The sequence below is a fragment of the Amycolatopsis sp. TNS106 genome, assembly GCF_019330265.1.
In the GTDB taxonomy this organism is placed as follows: Bacteria; Actinomycetota; Actinomycetes; order Mycobacteriales; family Pseudonocardiaceae; genus Amycolatopsis; species Amycolatopsis lurida.
On record NZ_CP024972.1, the window covers coordinates 5,582,007 to 5,599,082 of the forward strand.

Sequence of the window (17,076 nt, forward strand, 5' to 3'; positions counted from 1 at the left end):
AAGGTGCTCGTCGAACCCTGACTGGAATACCTTGTCCCCATGGACATGATCACCCCGGAGCCGCGCCCCGCCTGGATCGCCGGACGCCCCGAGCAGGGCGCTTCGACGATCACCGTGCATCACCCCTACGACGGCAGCGAAGTCGCCACCGTCGCGGTGCCCGGACCGGAGCAGGTCGAACGAGCCGTGAGCGCGGCGGCGAGCGTCGCGAAGGAGTTCCGGCGCTCCTCGGCGCACAGCCGCGCCGCGGCGCTCGACCACGTTTCGCGGGTCATCGCCGGCCGGGCCGAAGAGATCGCCGAGGTCATCACCGCCGAGAACGGCAAGCCGCTCAAGTGGGCCGAAGCGGAGGTCCGCCGCGCGGTGTCGGTGTTCCGGATCGCGGCCGAAGAGGCCCGCCGGTTCAGTGGCGACCTGCAGCGCCTGGACACCGACCCGGCCGGCGAAGGCAGGCTGGCGCTCACCCGTCGCGTCCCGCGCGGCCCGGTGCTGGGCATCGCGCCGTTCAACTTCCCGCTGAACCTGGTGGCGCACAAGGTGGCGCCGTCGCTCGCGGTCGGCGCGCCGATCATCGTCAAACCCGCTCCGCGCACGCCGTTGTCCGCGCTGATCCTCGGCGAGATCCTGGCCGAGACGGATCTGCCGGAAGGCGCGTTCTCGGTGCTGCCGCTCGGCAACGAGGAGACGTCGGCACTGGTCGCCGATCCTCGGCTGCCGGTCGTGTCGTTCACCGGTTCGGGTCCGGTCGGCTGGTCGATCGCGGATGCCGCGCCGCGCAAGCACGTCGTGCTCGAACTCGGCGGCAACGCGGCCGCCGTCGTGCTCCGCGACTGGCCGGATCCCGAAGGTGCCGCGGAACGCATCGCGACCTTCGGCAACTACCAGGCGGGGCAGTCCTGCATCGCCGTGCAGCGCGTGATCGTCGAACGCGAAGTCGCCGAGGAATTCGTGCCTGCCTTGGTGGAAGCCGTGCGGGCACAGCGAACCGGCGATCCTTACGACAAGAACACCGACGTGGGCCCGGTCGTCGACGAGGCCGCCGCGGAGCGGATCGTCGCCTGGATCGACGAGGCCGTCGCCGCGGGCGCGAAGATCCTCACCGGCGGCAAGCGGGACGGGGCGACGGTGGAGCCGACCGTGCTCACCGACGTACCACCGTCCACAAAGGCCTGGGCGGAGGAGATCTTCGGACCGGTGCTCGCTGTGTCTCTTGTGGACGGTGTCGACGAGGCTTTCGCTTCGGTCAACGAATCCGCCTACGGCTTGCAGGCCGGTGTGTTCACCCGTGACGTGCATCTCGCCTTCTACGCGTCGACGGAACTCGAAGTCGGCGGCGTGATCATCGGTGACGTCCCGAGCTACCGCGCGGACCAGATGCCTTACGGCGGCGTCAAGGGATCGGGTGTCGGCAGGGAGGGCGTCCTCGCCGCGATGCACGACCTCACCGAGGAACGGGTCACCGTCTTCACCGGCATCGACCTCTAGTCCGGGGTGACGGCCTGCGCGAATCCGAACACCTTGTCCGGGTCGTAGGTCTTCGCCACCTGCTTGAGGCGGGTGACGTTGCCGCCGTAGTAGGCCGTCATCCAGTCGGGAAGGGCGGGGTCGATGTAGTTGACGTAGCCCCCGCCCAGCCCGAGACCGGACACCACCTCCGCGACGGAATCCTTTGCCGCGGAACGGTTACGCGCGTCCGCCTGGCTGTAGATCTGCACGCTTCCGAGCGCTTTCCGGTGCCAGAACGCGGTGGCGTCCGGGGCGATGTCGGCGACGGCACCACCGAGACCGTCGACCAGCAGGTCCATTCCGCGCCTGCCCTTGAGGATCGACGTCAGTTTCGCGGGATCCGCCGGTTTGCCGAGAATCCGCGACGAGGCCACAAAGGACTGACGGTTCTCGCTGCCGGAGAAGTACTTCATCGCGCCAAGGTAGTCGAGCTGCTTCACCGTCCGCGTCCCGCCGATCTTGTCGAGCAGCGGGGTCAGTGAGGCGGAATCCCCGACATGACAACCGGAAATCCGCACACCGACCGGAGAACCTCCCGACAGCACGACATTCGCCCACAACTCAGGCGGCGCTTCGGGCAGCCAGCGCTGCCATTCGGCGACGATATCCTCCGCGCTCCCTGCCGGAAAATGCAAGGAGAACACCGAAACGGCCGAAGGCGCCGGATCGGTGCGGAAGGTGAACGAGGTGACCACACCGAAGTTCCCGCCTCCCCCGCCACGCAACGCCCAGAACAATTCGGGTTCGGAATCCGCCGACGCCGTCCGGATTTCCCCGTCCGCCGTGACGACCTGCGCGGACACCAGATGATCACAGGTGAGGCCGTACTTCCTGGCGAGGACGCCGATTCCGCCGCCGAGTGTCAGCCCGGCGATCCCGACGCTGGGACAGGAGCCCGCGGGCAGGCACCGGCCCGCGGCGCCCAGCGTCGCGTAGACGTCCTTCAGCTTCGCGCCCGCACCGATCACGACACGGTCCCCCTGAACGTCCACTGAGGACATTCCGCCGAGGTCGATCATCAAGCCACCGTCGGGAACCGAGTAGCCGGCGTAGCTGTGCCCACCACTGCGCGCCGCGATGGGAACCCGCCGCGCGGCGGCGGAAACAGCGTTCTGCACGTCTTCGGCCTTGGCGCATTTCGCTATGGCAGCGGGTTCGAGGCCGTCGAAGGCCGGGTTGAACACGCGTTTGACGTTGTCGTAGCCGGAATCTCCCGGCAGGAGCAGGGAAACCTTGTTCCGCAGCGCCGCCCAGTCCGGCGGAGCGACGCCGGTACTCGGGGGCAACGACGTTCCCGGCGCGGAGCTGGGTGCCTGGGCCGGAGGCACGGCTGAGCACGCCGTCGCGGCCGCCCCGGCCACGGCCGCGCCGGCGAGCTTGAGGAACGCCCTTCTCTCCATGCCCGTTAGACGCCCAGCGGACGAGCAGGTTGCGGCGCTACCCCCGAAGGTGTGCGCTCACCGGCACGACCAAGGGCGTACCGGACACCGGATCCGCCATGACCTTCGCCGTCAGACCTCGGTAAGCACCTCGGCGGGCGGGCCCTGCGCGACGATCCGGCCATCGCGCATTGAGGCGGTAGCCGTCGATCCCGCGCCGCCACGAAAGCGCGCACAGCAGGATTCCCGCGATCACGCCGCCAGCCAGGCCCGCGAGCGGGACGCCCAGCGTGCTCGCCAGGCCGCTGACCTGGCCACCGGCGCCGCCCGCGACGATCACGCCGACCGCGCCGACGCCCGCGCCCCAGGTGATGCCGAGGATGTCCGGGCTGGCCAGCGGATTCCTGGCGATGGTCTGGAACAGCGCGCCGGACAGCCCGAGGGCCGCGCCGACGCCGATCGCGGTCAAGGTGCGCGGCATCCGCAGGTCGAAGATGATCCCGCGTTCCCGCGCGGTGCCGCCGCCGAACAGCGTCTTCAGGACGTCGCCGAGGCCGATGTGGGAGGTACCGATCCCGATGTTCAGCGCGGCGACCAGCACCAGCGCGACCGTCGCGAAGAGCACCACGGCGAGTGTCCTCGGCCGGACGGTCCAGGCCGCCGGGCCGAGCGAGATCACCCTGGGAGCCGTCATATCCGTGTCAAGCCCTTCTTGCGGACCAGGTGGACGAACACCGGCACGCCGAGCACGGCCGGCATGATGCCGACCTCCAGGTTGTCCGAGGCGACGACGCGGCCGAGCAGATCCGCCGCCGGCAGCAGGATCGCGTTGAGCACGGCGGAGAACGGCACCAGCCACCGGTAGTCGGCGCCGCTGATCGCCCGCGCGAAATGCGGGACCAGCAGGCCGAGGAACGCGATCGGACCGCAGGCGGCGACGGCCGCGCCGGTCAGCAGCGTGATCGCGGCGACCCCGAGCAGCCGCGTCCGGCCGACCCGCCGTCCGAGCGCGACGGCGACGTCGTCACCGAGCGCGAGCGTGTTCATCCCCGGGGTGTTGACCACCGCGAGGAGCAGGCCCGCGGCCACGAACGAGGCGATCTGGCCGATCATCGCGGGGTCCCGGCCCGCGATCGAACCGACGTGCCAGAACCGGTAGGTCTCCATCCCGCGATCGTCGCCGACGCGATCGCCGAGATGACGCCGTTGAGCAGGGCGCTCACCGCGGCTCCGGCCAGCGCGAGCGTCACCGGCGTGGCGCCGCGGCCGCCGACCGCGCCGAGCAGGAACACCACGGCACTCGCGACGAGGGCACCGGCGAAGCCGAACCAGATGAACACGTACAGGTCGTCGATGCCGAGCACGACGACGGCGAGCAGGCCGGGGTCCGCGAGCGGATTGCGGGTGTGGCCCTGCATGAGCGCCCCGGCCGCGCCGAGCGCGAGCCCCGCCAGGATGCCGAGCAGCGTGCGCGGCACCCGCAACGAACGGACGATCAGGTGATCCGGCACGCCCGTGGAATGGAAGATCGCGTCCCACACGACACCCAAAGAAATCGAACGCGCACCCAGGGCGATGCTCGCGGCGCAGATCACAGCCAGAAGGGTGACGAGCAGAGCGCCTACTGTCGCCTTTCCAACACGAACTTCCACTGTGGACATCCGCCATCCTATGCTCCGGTTAGGAAAGCCTCGTCCTCGCCGTGACAGCCTGCCTGGCACTCTCCGCATGCGGTGGCGGTGAACAGGAATCCGCTTCCCCCGGCACCGGCCAAAGTGGATTCCCGCGCACCGTCGAACACGTGATGGGGTCCGCCCAGATCGAGAAGCAGCCCGCCACCGTCGCGGCGCTCGACTCGAGCTACGTCGATGCCACGCTGGCGCTCGAGACGAAACTGTTGGCGTACACCAAATATCGCAACTACGACAAGCTGCCGGACTACCTGGGCGACGATCGCAAGTACGCCGAGGGCGCCAAGGAGATCGGCGCGCTCGAAAGCCCGGACATCGAGCAGCTGTACGACATCAAGCCGGATCTGATCGTTTCCGCGAAGGTGCGCCACGAGAAGTTCTACGCGGAGTTCAGCAAGGTCGCACCCACCGTGTTCAGCCAGACCACCGGTGCCACCTGGAAGGACAACGTCCGGATGCTCGGCAAGGCGCTGGGCAAGGAAGCGTTGGCAGAACAGAAGATCAAGTCCTACGAGGAGCGGGCCCGCAAGGTCGGTGACGCGGTCAAGGCGAAGCTCGGCAAGCCGGTGACCGCCTCCGTGGTCCGCTTCATCGAAGGGGAGCCGACGGTGCGGCTCTACAGCACCGCGTCGTTCCCCGGGAGCGTGATGGCCGACGCCGGGATCCAGCGCCCCGCCGGCCAGCCGGACAACAAGACGAAGATCTCCAACGACCTGAGCCAGGAAGAGATCGGGAAGCTCGACGCCGAAGCGATCTTCATCGCCAGCTACACCGATGAGACCAAGCAGGCCGAAAACCCGGTGACGAAGTTCCAGTCGAACCCGCTTTGGGGAACTCTCAAGGGAAAGAAGATCGACGTCAACGACACCACCTGGTTCACGTCGGTGAGCCTGCAGGGGGCGCACGCCATGCTCGACGACATCACCAAGCAGTTCGGCGTGGACTCGTTCCGGAGCTGACCCTGTCCTCTTTGGACGGTGCCGTGATCCTGAAGCGTGTTCGCCCTCTGATCACGCGAGTTACGCGCCCAATCACGCGAGTTCCCCTTTTCGCACGAGGGCCGGCGTGCGTGGATGGCGAACTCACCGAATTACAGCCAGCGTGGGAGCGCCGGCACGTCACCGTCCAAAGAGGATCCGTCACTGCGGCCGGTGACCCAGGCCAATACCTCGCCGCGGGTCCCGGTCAGCGTCGTCAGTCGACCTTCACTCATCCGCCACTCGTGGCGATACCCGTTGTCTTCGGCGGCGACCAGGAGCACGGCGGGCAGTTCACCGCCGTACATCCCGATCGCGTTGCCGACGACGGTGTCGAACTCGTCACCGAGCAGCTCGGCGACGCGGGCGAAGTCGTAGCCGAGATCGAGATCGGCGAGATGGATCGAGGTTTCGGAGAGCCGGAGCCAGAGCACGAACTCCGCCGGGATCTCGCGGCCCTGCCGGGCGCGCACGCGGGCCTGCCACGCGTCGTCCGGCAGGCTCTCCGCGACCTGGACCAAGCGCGCGGCGGAGCCGACGACGTCCTCGGCGATCTCCTCGACGGACCGATACGCGCCCTTCTCGATGTCGTGGTCCCTGGCCGCCTCACCGACGTACATCGGCGTCTCGACGCCGGATTTGGCCCAGGTGAGCAGGTTGACCAGGCCGTCGGCGTTACGCGCGAGGTGGGACAGCAGATGCGCACGCGTCCAGCCGGGCAGCGCGCTGGGGCCGCGCACGGCCTCCTCGTCGATGCCGCGCACGACGCGCTCCCATTCGTCGTGGAGGGCGCGGACGCGGTTCAGCAGGGCATGTGCGCGTTCGGAGGCTGTCACCTGCCCAAGCTACCGCCGCAGCGCCGCGGGCGCGTCCGCCGGAACGGACGGGTTCTTCGGCGCGATCGGTTCGAGCCGCGCGTACGGCGAGCCCTGCGCCGGCCTGTTGTCCTGTTCGCCCTTGTTGGGCCAGAGCGAGAAGGCCCGCTCGGCCTGCGCGGTGATGGTCAGCGAGGGGTTCACGCCGAGGTTGGCCGTGATCGCCGAACCATCCACAATGGACAAGCCCGGATAGTTGAACACCCGGTGGTACGGGTCGATCACGCCGTTGTCGGGTGCCGTGCCGATCGGGGCACCGCCGATGAAATGCGCCGTGAGCGGGATGTCGAAGATCTCGCCCCAGGTGCCGCCCGCCATGCCGCCGATGCGCTCGGCGGTGCGGAGGTTGGCCTCGTGCCCGGCGGGGATGAAGCTCGGGTTCGGCTCGCCGTGGCCCTGCTTGGACGTGTACTTGCGGCGGCCGAAGAGCCCGCGTTTGGTGTACGTGGTGATGGAGTTGTCGAGGCTCTGCATCACCAGCAGGATCACCGTGCGTTCGCTCCAGCGGTAGCCGTTGAGCAGCTTCACCGTCTGGACCGGGTGCTTGAGCATGAAGTTCACGGCCTGGCGCCAGCGCGGGACCGCCGAATCGCCTTCGGTGGCGATGGTCTGGAGCAGGCTCATCGCGTTGCTGCCCTTGCCGTAGCGGACGGGCTCGATATGCGTGTTCTCGTCGGGGTGGATCGACGACGTGATCGCGACGCCGCGGCTGAAGTTGCGCTCCTCGTCGACCGACGTCCGGGCGGCGCCGATGATGGCCTCGGAGTTCGTGCGGGTCAGTTCGCCGAGGCGCGGCGAGAGCTTCGGCAGCTTGGCCGTGTCGCGCATGCTGTGGAGCAGGTTCTGCGTGCCCCACGTGCCGGCAGCGAGCACCACCTGCGCGGCGGTGAGCTTGTGCCGGAACTTGCGCGAGGTGGTCCCGGTCTTCTTGATGCTCACCTCGTACCCACCTGCGTTTAGCGGGCTAATCGCGCTCACGGTGGTGAGCGGGATGACCTTCGCGCCGTCCTTCTCCGCGAGGTACAGGTAGTTCTTGACCAGCGTGTTCTTGGCCCCGACGCGGCAGCCGGTCATACAGGAGCCGCATTCGGTGCAGCCGGTGCGCGCCGGGCCGGCGCCGCCGAAGTACGGGTCCTCGGCGCGCTCCCCCGGCTTGCCGAAGTACACGCCGACCGGCGTCGGGTGATACGAGGCCGCGACGCCCATGTCTTCGGCGACGCCCTTCATGACCACGTCCGACGGCGTCACGCTCGGATTGGTGACGACGCCCAGCATCCGGCTGGCCTGGTCGTAGTGCGGGCCGAGCTCGGACTCCCAGTCGGTGATGTGTGACCACTGCGGATCCACGTAGAACGGCCTCAACGGCCGGTACAGCGTGTTCGCGTAGACCAGCGAGCCACCACCGACGCCCGCCCCGGCGAGCACCATGACGTCCTTGAGCATGTGGATGCGCTGGATGCCGAAGCAGCCGACCTGAGGCGCCCAGACGTAGCGGCGAAGGTCCCAGGACGTCTTCGCGAACTCGTCGTCGGCGAAGCGGCGGCCCGCCTCGATGACGGCGACGCGGTAGCCCTTCTCGGTCAGGCGAAGGGCGGCGACACTGCCGCCGAACCCGGAGCCGACGACGATCACGTCGTAGTCGAAGTCGTCTTCAGTGGTGGTGTTACTCGCAGTCACACCCTCGACTGTAACCCCGGCCACCCCTTCTGACCAGAGGTAAGTTACTCGTCGGTTACCTTCCAGCCGGATGCAGCAACGCGGCTGGGGCATCATCGACCGGTGGATACGGATGCCCCGGTGGCGATCGACCTGACGCGTGACGAGCGCACGGTGCTGCGCTGCGGCCTGGCGGACTGGGGTGGACCGGCCGCGTGCACCGACGACCTCGCCGTCGCGATGGGCTTCAAGGATGTACCCGACCTCTTCGAGCAGGCGCGAAGGTTGCGCGCGGCGCTGGCCGACGAAGAGCCGCTACGCGCCTCGGACTGGCGCAGGACCCTCGTGGCCACCGAGATCGTGTTCGCCAGCGACGTCTTCGGCTCCGGGGCGGACTGGTCGATCACCACCGGCTTCGCGGACGACGAAACCCTCCCGATCCTGCGGGACCTGCAGCGGAAGATCGCCCGGGCCCTGGGCTCTGCCCACTACCGCCCCCGGCGGCCGGAGCGCCTTTAGCGGGCTAAACGTGATACAGGAGGGACGCATGGGGCTGCTGGGACACCTGTGCACCAAAACGGCCCGGATCGCGTTTAGGGGGCTAAACGCGATCCGGGCCTGGAGCGAGCGTCAGCGGCGGACGGTCAGGCCGACCCGCTGGAACTCCTTCAGGTCCGAGTAGCCCGTCTTCGCCATCGCGCGGCGAAGCGCGCCGAAGAGGTTCACGACGCCCTCAGCGTCCGAGGACGGCCCGAACAGCAGCGTCTTCAGGTCGACGGCGTAGTCCGGCCCCAGTGCCACGCGCGAGCGCGGCAGCGACGGGTGCGCGGCCGCCGACGTCCAGTACAGGCCCTGCCCCGGCGCCTCGGAGGCGGCGGCCAGCGGCGCGCCCAGCATGACCGCGTCGGCACCGCAGGCGACCGCCTTGGCGATGTCGCCGGACGTGCTCATCCCGCCGTCGGCGAGCACGTGGACGTACCGGCCGCCGGTCTCGTCGAGGTAGTCACGCCGCGCGGCCGCGGCGTCGACGATCGCGGTCGCCATCGGCGTCCCGATCCCGAGCACGCTGTCGGTGCTCGTCACGCCGCGGCTGGCGCCGTGGCCGACGATGACGCCGGCCGCGCCGGTGCGCATCAGGTGCATCGCGGTGCGGTAGTCGCTGACGCCGCCCGCGATCACCGGGACGTCGAGCCGTCCGATGAAGTCCTTCAGGTCCAGCGGCTCGGCGTCCCGCTGAACGTGCTCGGCGGAAATGATCGTGCCCTGCACGACGAGGATCTCGACGCCCGCCGCGAGCAGGTCCGGCGTCAGCTCGGCGGCGTGCTGCGGGCTGACTCGCGCGGCCACGGTGACGCCGGACTCGCGGACGGTCTTGATCGCCTCGGTCAGCAGGTCCAGCCGGATCGGGGCGGAGTGCAGTTCCTGCAGCTCACGCACGATCGCGGTCGGGTCCTCGGTGTCCTCGGCCGCCCGGACGAGGCGGAAGATCGCGTCCTCGACGTTAGGGTGCCGCGCCCACAGCCCTTCGGCGTTGAGGACGCCCAGCCCGCCGAGTTCGCCGACGGCCACCGCGGTTCCCGGCGACACGATCGCGTCGGTGGGGTGGGTGACCAGCGGCAGCTCGAACCGGTACGCGTCGATCTGCCAGGCGGTGGACACGACCGAAGACGACCGGGTGCGCCGCGACGGCACGATCTCCACGTCATCGAGGTCATACGCCCGCCGCGCGGTGCGGCCCATGCCGATCTCGACCAGATCCCGCACGTCAAGTCCCTTCTCACCGACGACCGTTACACCCCATTGTCGCTAGGCCGCGTGGGTGACCTGCGCACGGGGCACCCGAACCGGGCCGGAAGTCACATCAGCCCCGTGCGCCCCACCCGTTTCACGTTTAGCCCGCTAAAGTCGCTCGGGTCAGAAGGAGACCTTCTCCACGGAGTCGGTCCGGAGGACGGATTCCTGCGCGAAGGTCTTCTTGTAGTCGGTGCGGATCTCTTCGATCTCCCGGTTCGCGTCGCGGTCGCTGAACGGGTACACGACGACGATCACCTTCGACCTCTCCCGCGAGATCACGCCGTCCGAACCGCGCCACTGGCCGCGTCCGGTCAGCTCGGTGAACCCGTCCGGGAACCTCGGCGTGACGACCTTGTCGGTGAACGCGGCGAACTCGGCGTCGGTCAGCTCCCCACCGCCCGGCTTCGTGGTCCCGAAGTACAGCTCGGTGCGCTTCCACACCTCGACCGGCGACGCCTGGAAAGCGGCGGCCTCGGGCGTGGACGGTGCGGCGGAAGCGGCGGGGACGGCGGAAGCGGCCACCCCGCCACCGACCCCGAGGGCCGCGGCGGCGAAGACGGCCAGAGCGGTCCGGCGCGACGTGAAAGACATCGGTTCCTCCCAGGAAACTTGATCGGCGAGCCAAGTCTCCCGGGAACGGAACCCGATGGGTAAGTGTCCTAACGGGCGGACTAGCGGGTGGTGTAGTTCGGTGCCTCGACGGTCATCGTGATGTCGTGCGGGTGGCTCTCCTTGAGCCCGGCCGCGGTGATCCGCACCAGCTGCGCCTCCTGCAGCTCGGGGATCGTCGACGCGCCCGCGTAGCCCATGCCCGACCGCAGCCCGCCCACCAGCTGGTGGACGACGTTCGCGAGCGGCCCGCGGAACGGGATCCGTCCCTCGATGCCCTCGGGGACCAGCTTGTCCTCGCTCAGCACGTCGTCCTGGGCGTAACGGTCCTTCGAGTAGGACTTCGCCTGGCCGCGCGACTGCATGGCGCCCAGCGAGCCCATCCCGCGGTAGGTCTTGAACTGCTTGCCGTTGACCAGGATCAGGTCGCCGGGCGATTCGGCGGTGCCCGCGAGCAGGCTGCCGAGCATCACGGTGGACGCGCCGGACGCGATCGCCTTCGCGATGTCACCCGAGTACTGGATGCCTCCGTCGCCGATCACCGGGATCCCGGCCGGACGCGCCGCCTGGTCGGCCTCGTAGATCGCCGAGATCTGCGGCACGCCGACCCCGGCGACGATGCGGGTGGTGCAGATGGAACCGGGGCCGACACCGACCTTGATCCCGTCCGCGCCCGCGTCCACCAGCGCCTGCGCGCCGGCCCGGGTCGCGACGTTGCCGCCGACGATGTCGACGGTGTCGCCCAGTTCCTTCTTCAGCAGCGCGACGGTCTCGACGACGGCGCGGGAGTGCCCGTGCGCGGTGTCGACCATCAGCACGTCGACCCCGGCGTCGGCCAGCGCCATCGCCCGCTTGTGCCCGTCCGGGCCGACACCGACGGCGGCACCGACGATCAGGCGGCCGTTGGTGTCCTTGGAGGCGTTCGGGTACTGCTCGGTCTTGACGAAGTCCTTGACCGTGATCAGCCCGCGCAGCTTGCCGGCGCCGTCGACGATCGGCAGCTTCTCGATCTTGTGGCGGCGCAAGAGCCCGAGCGCGGCCTCCGCGGTGACCCCCACCTGCGCGGTGACCAGCGGCGGCTTCGTCATCACCTCGTGCACCGGGCGGGTGTGGTCGACCTCGAACCGCATGTCGCGGTTGGTGATGATGCCCACCAGGCTTCCGGCCGCGTCGGTCACCGGCACCCCGGAGATCCGGAACCGCGCGCACAGCGCGTCGACCTCGGCGAGGGTGTCCTCGGGCGAGCACGTGACCGGGTCGGTCACCATTCCGGCCTCGGAGCGCTTCACGACCTCGACGGCGGCGGCCTGGTCGTCGATCGGCAGGTTGCGCTGCAGCACGCCCATTCCGCCCTGGCGCGCCATCGCGATCGCCATCCGGCCTTCGGTGACCGTGTCCATGGCGGCGGAGACCAGCGGGATGTTCAGGGTGACGTTGCGGGTGAGCCGGGTGCGGGTGCTGACCGCACTGGGCACCACGTCGGACTCGGCCGGCAGCAGCAGCACGTCGTCGAAGGTCAGCCCGAGCATGGCGAACTTGCTCGGGACGGGGGCGGTGACGCTGTCGCTGGTCATAGCAGGCGAAGGGCCTTCCTGGCGGTGTTGAAGGGGAGCCGCCGTAGCTGTTGGCATCACGGCGAGGGCCTGCCCCTCATGATATCCGGGCCGGGCGGCCGCCCGGCCCGGGTGGGCGCCCGGTAGCGTGCAGGCGTGCCGCAAGATGCGTTGCCCCCAGACCCGTTCGCGGATGACCCGGACGACCCGGCCCGCGCGTTCATCGACGACGCCGACCGGCTCGACGAGCCGATCAGCGACGAAGAACGCACCGAGTTGCTGGCCGACCTCTCCGATCTCGCCGTCTACCAGGCGCTCCTCGAGCCGCGCGGAGTGCGCGGGATCGTGGTCGACTGCGGTGAATGCGACGAACCCCACTACCACGACTGGCATCTGCTGCGCGCCAGTCTCGAGCAGCTGCTCGCCGACGGCCGCATGCGACCGCATGAGCCCGCCTTCGACCCGAACCCCGGTGACTACGTGAGCTGGGACTACTGCCGCGGGTTCGCGGACGGTGTCACGGCCAACGAAAGCGCCTACTGATCGCGTTCAGCCCGCTAAAGGCGAAGGGCCTGGTGAGAGAGATCTCACCAGGCCCTTCGGCGTCTTCGGGGTGCTACGTCGTCTCGCCCGCGGCGGGCACCTGCGCGCCGGCGCCCGGTGTCGGCTCGTTCCGCGAGCCACCGGGGTCGTTGCCCGACGCCGGCGGCGTCGTGGACGTCGTGGGCGGCGGCGGCTCGCTGGTCGTGGTCGGCGGAGTCGGCGAGGGAGTCGTGGTGCCCGGCAGACTCGTGCCGGGGTTGCCGCCTCCGGGCAGCGACGTCGGCGGTGCGGTCGGCTGCGGGGTGGGCTGCGGAGTGGTCGCGACCGGCGTCTGCGTCGGCTGCTGCTGATCCGGCGGCAACGGCTGCTGGCCAGGGTTCTGCAGCTGAGCACTCAACTGGCGGTGCTGTTCGAGCAGCTGATCGCGGTTTTCCTCGTCGGTCACCTGGCTCAGCGCGGCCTGGGCCTCGTCGAGCGCCTTGCGGGCGTCGTCGAGGCGTCCACCGGCGAGCGCGAGGTTGGCCTTTTCGAGGTCGAGCTTGGCCGCTGCGGCGGCCTCGACCGACCGGGCGTGGTCGGCGTAAAGCACCTTGGTCAGGCCCCAGAGCGTGTCACCAGGCTGCGCGTCCTTCGCGGCGAGACCGGTACCGGCGAAGGCGATGGCCAGGACGGCCGCGGCGGCGGCCACCGGGACCAGCAGCCGGCGTCTTCCCCCGTGTTTGCGGGCGAGCGCGGCGGTCTTCACGGTGACGACGGCGGTGTCGACGTCGACGAGTTCCGCGAGCGGTTCGCTGTCGATGTCACGCCGCCAGGCCAGCAGCAGCGCGTTGAGCTCCTGATCGCCGAGGTCGTCGGCCATCTTCGGGTCCGAGCCGCCGAGGGCGTCGAGCAGCGCGTCATCGGCCTGGACGGCCGACAGATCCGCGGCGAACTCGGCCTCCGAGGGCGTCAGCCCTCTTTCGAAGGCCGTCAGTTCACGATCGGTCCCAGGGGAGAACCGATGGTCGCGATCGGTCACTCAGATCACCTCCTCAGCGGCCAGAACCTTACGTAGGCGCGCGAGGGCGCGATGCTGGGCCACCCGGACGGCGCCGGGCGTGGACCCCACGGCCTCGGCGGTCTCTTCGGCGGACAATCCCACGACCACCCGCAGGACCACGATCTCACGTTGTTTGTCGGGAAGGACCCGCAGCAGTTGCGACATACGCTCGTTCAGCTCGCCTTGGAGGGCACGCTGCTCGGGACCGACGCCGCCCTCGACCTCGTCGGGGACTTCGGCGACCGGTTCGGCGCGGTTGCGGGCCGCGGCGCGATGCGCGTCGGCCACCTTGTGCTGGGCGATCCCGTAGACGAAGGCCAGGAACGGGCGGCCCTGATCACGGTACGAAGGCAATGCCGTGAGCACCGCGAGACACACCTCCTGAGCAACGTCGTCTGCGGAAGCGAACGAACGCTCCTGCCTGCCAACCCGAGCGCGGCAGTACCGCACTACCAAAGGACGGATGGCCGCCAGCAACCGCTCGACCGCTTGAGGATCACCCTCAACAGCAGCGGCGACCGGCTCATCCAGTCCGTCCCCCACATTGGCCATCGCAGACAACAGTCCCAGTGTTACGTATAGGCGTGCAAAGAGTCCGGCGTGTGACTTCGGAATCCACTACCGGTGACAGCTACCGTACCGCTCGGGCTCGCCGCCTTCGTTGACGGCCGCCATCGGCGCGCCGCCCTGCGGCGAGCACGCTGAACCCGGATCTTCCTGTCCCTTTCGCTCGTGGTCGAACCTTCAACGAGCCGGAACACAGAGGGGTACGGCGGTCCGCCCGGAGGCGGACTCGCTCGGGCCAGGGTGCCCGAGCGGTGAGCATAAATGCGCGAAGCGTGACAGGGAACACAGGTACGGGCCAGGGGTACACCCCCGGCCCGTTCGTCACCCGTTGTGCGATCTCGCCGTTGAAATCAAGAAAGCGTTGTCAGGAAACAAGTCCACGGCGGAACCCGTGGGCGACCGCCTGAGCGCGGTCTCGCACGCCGAGCTTGCGGAACAAGCGGCGGGCGTGGGTCTTCACAGTGTCTTCGGACAGATACAGCTCGCGGCCGATCTGCCCGTTGCTCTTGCCCTGGCTCATCCCGCGAAGCACCTGAAGTTCTCGCTCGGTGAGCTGGACGCCAGGGTCCGAGGGCTGACGCGGCGCCGGCACCGAAGTGCTGGCGAGCGTGTGCGCCAGCGCGGCGACCAGCTCGGGACGCGAGGCGTCCCAGCGCAGGTAGCCGCGGGCTCCGCCGGCGATGGCGGCGGCGATGCTGCCCGCGTCGTCCGGGGCGCCGAACACGATCACGTTCGCTTGGGGGTTCGCCGAGACGAGCCGCCGGGTGGCTTCGACGCCGGTCGGGACGGCGCGCTGGGTACCGACCAGCACGACGTCGACCGGCTGACGGGAGTACCGGGCCAGCAGCTCGTCACCGTGCGCTACGCAGTCGATGCGACTGACCCCTGGGACCGCGGACATCACTCGAGTGAGCCCTTCGCGGACACTGCGTCGGTCGTCGCAGATCAAGACCGTCGTCACGGGGTTTCCTTCCTGCAGCCGGGTGACATTCCACTTCCCCTATCGGACGCTTTAGCCCGAACCTTGACACGATCCGGTGGCTTTTTTTGAAAGTTCTTAGCCCGGTTGCCGGAATGGGCCCTCCAACAGGCTAGACGCCCTCAGCGGGGGACCCACGGAGATTCCCGTGCGAGCCGCCTCCCGCAAGGATCTGCGTGCCGTAACACTGCGTGCAACAGTTCGGCACCTCTGAATCGATACTCATCGGCGTGTCCTGCCCGAAAGTCGGCCTCGACCAGGCACGCCACCCACAGAAGTGAATTGAATTCGCACCTCTCCGCGGCTTCCCGCGCGCTCTCGACCAGCGCTTTCGCGCGGTCCCGCTCAGCGGAACTGGCATTCACGATCGTCACGCCGAGTACAAGCTGTGATTTGACGACGTGCCGGGCGGCGCCCCGCGCCCGCGCCGTTTCCAGCGCCATTTCGGCAGGCGCGATCCCCTCGGCGGAAATGTTACTCGCCAGTTCGATTTCCGCGCCCACCCAACCGGCCCTCGTCCGGGTCCGCCAGTTGCCGGTGTGCACGGCCGCACGGGCGAGCAGCCTCCGGGCGGCGGCGAGCCTGCCGCGCCCGAGGTTGTCCGCCGCGAGCCCGAGGAGCGCGTCCGCCCGCGCCCCCTCGGCGTCCAGACCGTCGGGATCGGGTTCACCTGGCGGTTCCTTGATCACCTGGGCAAGCGCCTCGCCATCGAGGGCGAGAGCCGCCGCGTGCCCGCCCAGCTGCCGCCGATGCGAAGCCAGCGTGCTCGCGGCCAGCGACGCGACCACCGGCTCCTTGCCCGCGCGCAAACCGTTCAGCAGCGTGGCCGCGGCCGCGTACCGGCCGCGGGCGCCGAGCCCGATCGCCGCGAGCAGCCGTTCGCGAGGCGACGCGGGCACCGCGAAGGGGCTCGGCGGTGGCACGCCGTCGCCGAACGCGGCGGACCGCAAGGACGATTCCATGCGTCCTTTCTATCGCCTCGCACCGACAAGAACGTGCTCTATCCGGTCGGCGGCGGTCGTCAGTTCGCCGAGCAGTTCGATCTTGTCCGGGAGGGTGGCGGGATCCCAGCCGGGACCGCACGCGAACAGCCTGCTGCGCTGACGGCCGCGGGAGATCCTGGCGAACAGGCGCGGGTCCGCGGTCGCGCGCCGTCCCGACCACAGCACCACCGCCGCCGGGACACTGCGGCGCACGGTCACCGCGAGCACTTCGGCAGGCAGGGACGCCCCGAACAGCTGGGCGCCGATCCGGCGGCCCGCCAGCGCCGCGGCGAGCGCGTACATCGGCATGTTGTCGCGCTCGTCCGGAACGCAGGTCAGCAGGACCGGGCGCTGGTTACGCGGCTCGCGCAGCACCGGCGTCGCGCGGACGAGGGCGGCGTACACGCATTCGGCGAGCAGGTACTCGACCTCGGCGCCGGCGCTGACACCGCGCCAGCGCGCGCCGAGCGCGGTCAGGACCGGAGACACGACACCGGTCCAGGCGGGCAGGACACCGAGTTCGCGGATCGTGTCGGCGAGCATCCGCTGGACCGCGCCGAAGTCCATCGCGAGCGCGGCGGTGCTCAAACGTCTGGCGAGGCGGGACGGGACGTCGTGATCCTCGGCGGGTGGCGCGGCGGCCCGCTCCTCCACTTGGACCACGACGGCTTCCGGCGGCTCCGTCGCCGTCCGGGGCATCTGCTCCAGCGCGTACTTCGCCGCTTCAGCCGTCGACGCGCCGCGAAGCAACGCGCGCTGCATCAGTTCGAGGCGACCGATGTCGGAGCTGCCGTAGCGACGGTGACGGCCGTTGGTGTGGCGACTCGGTCCTACGCCGTATCTGCGGTCCCAGGTGCGAAGGGTGGACGGCGCGACCCCGAGCCGGCGAGCGACCGAGGCCACCGGCAGGGTGGGTTCTTCACTG

General features: G+C 69.5%; 18 protein-coding genes. 4 read left to right on the top strand and 14 right to left on the bottom strand.

The window, feature by feature from the left end; translation table 11 throughout:
* Positions 1 to 39: 39 nt before the first annotated feature.
* Positions 40 to 1,485 (top strand): aldehyde dehydrogenase family protein, encoded by a 1,446-nt coding sequence (locus CVV72_RS25145; protein WP_219146076.1) that lies wholly within the window; start codon positions 40 to 42, stop codon positions 1,483 to 1,485.
* Here CVV72_RS25145 and CVV72_RS25150 read toward each other — a convergent pair.
* From CVV72_RS25150 to CVV72_RS42010, 4 genes are read right to left on the bottom strand one after another with little or no spacing between them, the layout of a single operon-like run.
* On the bottom strand, positions 1,482 to 2,906 hold the full coding sequence (locus tag CVV72_RS25150; protein ID WP_255632253.1) for an FAD-binding oxidoreductase: 1,425 nt from the start codon (positions 2,904 to 2,906) through the stop codon (positions 1,482 to 1,484). The genes CVV72_RS25145 and CVV72_RS25150 overlap by 4 nt on opposite strands.
* A 37-nt stretch (positions 2,907 to 2,943) precedes the next feature.
* Positions 2,944 to 3,579, bottom strand: coding sequence for an iron chelate uptake ABC transporter family permease subunit (locus tag CVV72_RS25160; protein WP_370641817.1), 636 nt, complete (start codon positions 3,577 to 3,579; stop codon positions 2,944 to 2,946).
* Positions 3,576 to 4,052 (bottom strand): FecCD family ABC transporter permease, encoded by a 477-nt coding sequence (locus CVV72_RS42005; protein ID WP_370641818.1) that lies wholly within the window; start codon positions 4,050 to 4,052, stop codon positions 3,576 to 3,578. Before CVV72_RS42005 ends, CVV72_RS25160 begins: the two co-directional genes overlap by 4 nt.
* Positions 3,995 to 4,615, bottom strand: a complete 621-nt coding sequence (locus CVV72_RS42010) for an iron chelate uptake ABC transporter family permease subunit (RefSeq protein ID WP_370641819.1) — start codon at positions 4,613 to 4,615, stop codon at positions 3,995 to 3,997. Before CVV72_RS42010 ends, CVV72_RS42005 begins: the two co-directional genes overlap by 58 nt.
* Here CVV72_RS42010 and CVV72_RS25170 point away from each other — a divergent pair.
* Positions 4,588 to 5,535 (top strand): ABC transporter substrate-binding protein, encoded by a 948-nt coding sequence (locus CVV72_RS25170; protein WP_219146077.1) that lies wholly within the window; start codon positions 4,588 to 4,590, stop codon positions 5,533 to 5,535. The two genes, CVV72_RS42010 and CVV72_RS25170, sit on opposite strands and share 28 nt — an antisense overlap.
* A 131-nt stretch (positions 5,536 to 5,666) precedes the next feature.
* Here CVV72_RS25170 and CVV72_RS25175 read toward each other — a convergent pair whose 3' ends face one another.
* Positions 5,667 to 6,389 (bottom strand): maleylpyruvate isomerase N-terminal domain-containing protein, encoded by a 723-nt coding sequence (locus CVV72_RS25175; RefSeq protein ID WP_219146078.1) that lies wholly within the window; start codon positions 6,387 to 6,389, stop codon positions 5,667 to 5,669.
* A gap of 9 nt (positions 6,390 to 6,398) precedes the next feature.
* Complete coding sequence (locus CVV72_RS25180; RefSeq protein WP_219146079.1) at positions 6,399 to 8,105, bottom strand: GMC family oxidoreductase; 1,707 nt, start codon at positions 8,103 to 8,105, stop codon at positions 6,399 to 6,401.
* Between the two features lie 102 nt (positions 8,106 to 8,207).
* On the opposite strand from CVV72_RS25180, the gene CVV72_RS25185 reads away from it, so the two are divergent.
* The gene (locus CVV72_RS25185; protein ID WP_255632254.1) at positions 8,208 to 8,603 is read left to right on the top strand and encodes a hypothetical protein; all 396 of its coding nucleotides are present in this window, start codon (positions 8,208 to 8,210) and stop codon (positions 8,601 to 8,603) included.
* Positions 8,604 to 8,714: 111 nt separating this feature from the next.
* Here CVV72_RS25185 and CVV72_RS25190 read toward each other — a convergent pair whose 3' ends face one another.
* The 3 genes from CVV72_RS25190 to guaB form a co-directional block, all read right to left on the bottom strand.
* Positions 8,715 to 9,848 (bottom strand): GuaB3 family IMP dehydrogenase-related protein, encoded by a 1,134-nt coding sequence (locus tag CVV72_RS25190; protein ID WP_219146080.1) that lies wholly within the window; start codon positions 9,846 to 9,848, stop codon positions 8,715 to 8,717.
* A gap of 150 nt (positions 9,849 to 9,998) precedes the next feature.
* On the bottom strand, positions 9,999 to 10,469 hold the full coding sequence (locus CVV72_RS25195) for a DUF3574 domain-containing protein (RefSeq protein ID WP_219146081.1): 471 nt from the start codon (positions 10,467 to 10,469) through the stop codon (positions 9,999 to 10,001).
* An 80-nt stretch (positions 10,470 to 10,549) separates the two neighbouring features.
* Positions 10,550 to 12,061, bottom strand: a complete 1,512-nt coding sequence (gene guaB / locus CVV72_RS25200) for an IMP dehydrogenase (protein WP_034304394.1) — start codon at positions 12,059 to 12,061, stop codon at positions 10,550 to 10,552.
* 135 nt (positions 12,062 to 12,196) lie between these two features.
* Between guaB and CVV72_RS25205 the strand changes: the two genes are divergently transcribed.
* Entirely contained in the window at positions 12,197 to 12,583 is a 387-nt protein-coding gene (locus tag CVV72_RS25205; RefSeq protein WP_005166667.1) for a DUF5319 domain-containing protein, read from the top strand.
* A 73-nt stretch (positions 12,584 to 12,656) separates the two neighbouring features.
* Here the strand turns inward: CVV72_RS25205 and CVV72_RS25210 are convergent, their stop codons facing one another.
* The 5 genes from CVV72_RS25210 to CVV72_RS25230 all read right to left on the bottom strand — a co-directional run bounded on the left by CVV72_RS25210 (position 12,657) and on the right by CVV72_RS25230 (position 17,054).
* Positions 12,657 to 13,601, bottom strand: a complete 945-nt coding sequence (locus CVV72_RS25210; RefSeq protein ID WP_219146082.1) for an anti-sigma-D factor RsdA — start codon at positions 13,599 to 13,601, stop codon at positions 12,657 to 12,659.
* Positions 13,602 to 14,174 carry a sigma-70 family RNA polymerase sigma factor gene (locus CVV72_RS25215; protein ID WP_026467317.1) on the bottom strand — a complete coding sequence of 191 codons (573 nt, stop codon included), beginning with the start codon at positions 14,172 to 14,174 and terminating at the stop codon, positions 13,602 to 13,604.
* A gap of 379 nt (positions 14,175 to 14,553) precedes the next feature.
* The gene (locus CVV72_RS25220; RefSeq protein ID WP_003073605.1) at positions 14,554 to 15,150 is read right to left on the bottom strand and encodes a response regulator transcription factor; all 597 of its coding nucleotides are present in this window, start codon (positions 15,148 to 15,150) and stop codon (positions 14,554 to 14,556) included.
* Between the two features lie 140 nt (positions 15,151 to 15,290).
* Entirely contained in the window at positions 15,291 to 16,130 is an 840-nt protein-coding gene (locus CVV72_RS25225) for a hypothetical protein (RefSeq protein WP_219146083.1), read from the bottom strand.
* A 9-nt stretch (positions 16,131 to 16,139) separates the two neighbouring features.
* Positions 16,140 to 17,054 (bottom strand): MerR family transcriptional regulator, encoded by a 915-nt coding sequence (locus tag CVV72_RS25230; protein ID WP_219154111.1) that lies wholly within the window; start codon positions 17,052 to 17,054, stop codon positions 16,140 to 16,142.
* Between the last annotated feature and the right edge of the window lie 22 nt (positions 17,055 to 17,076).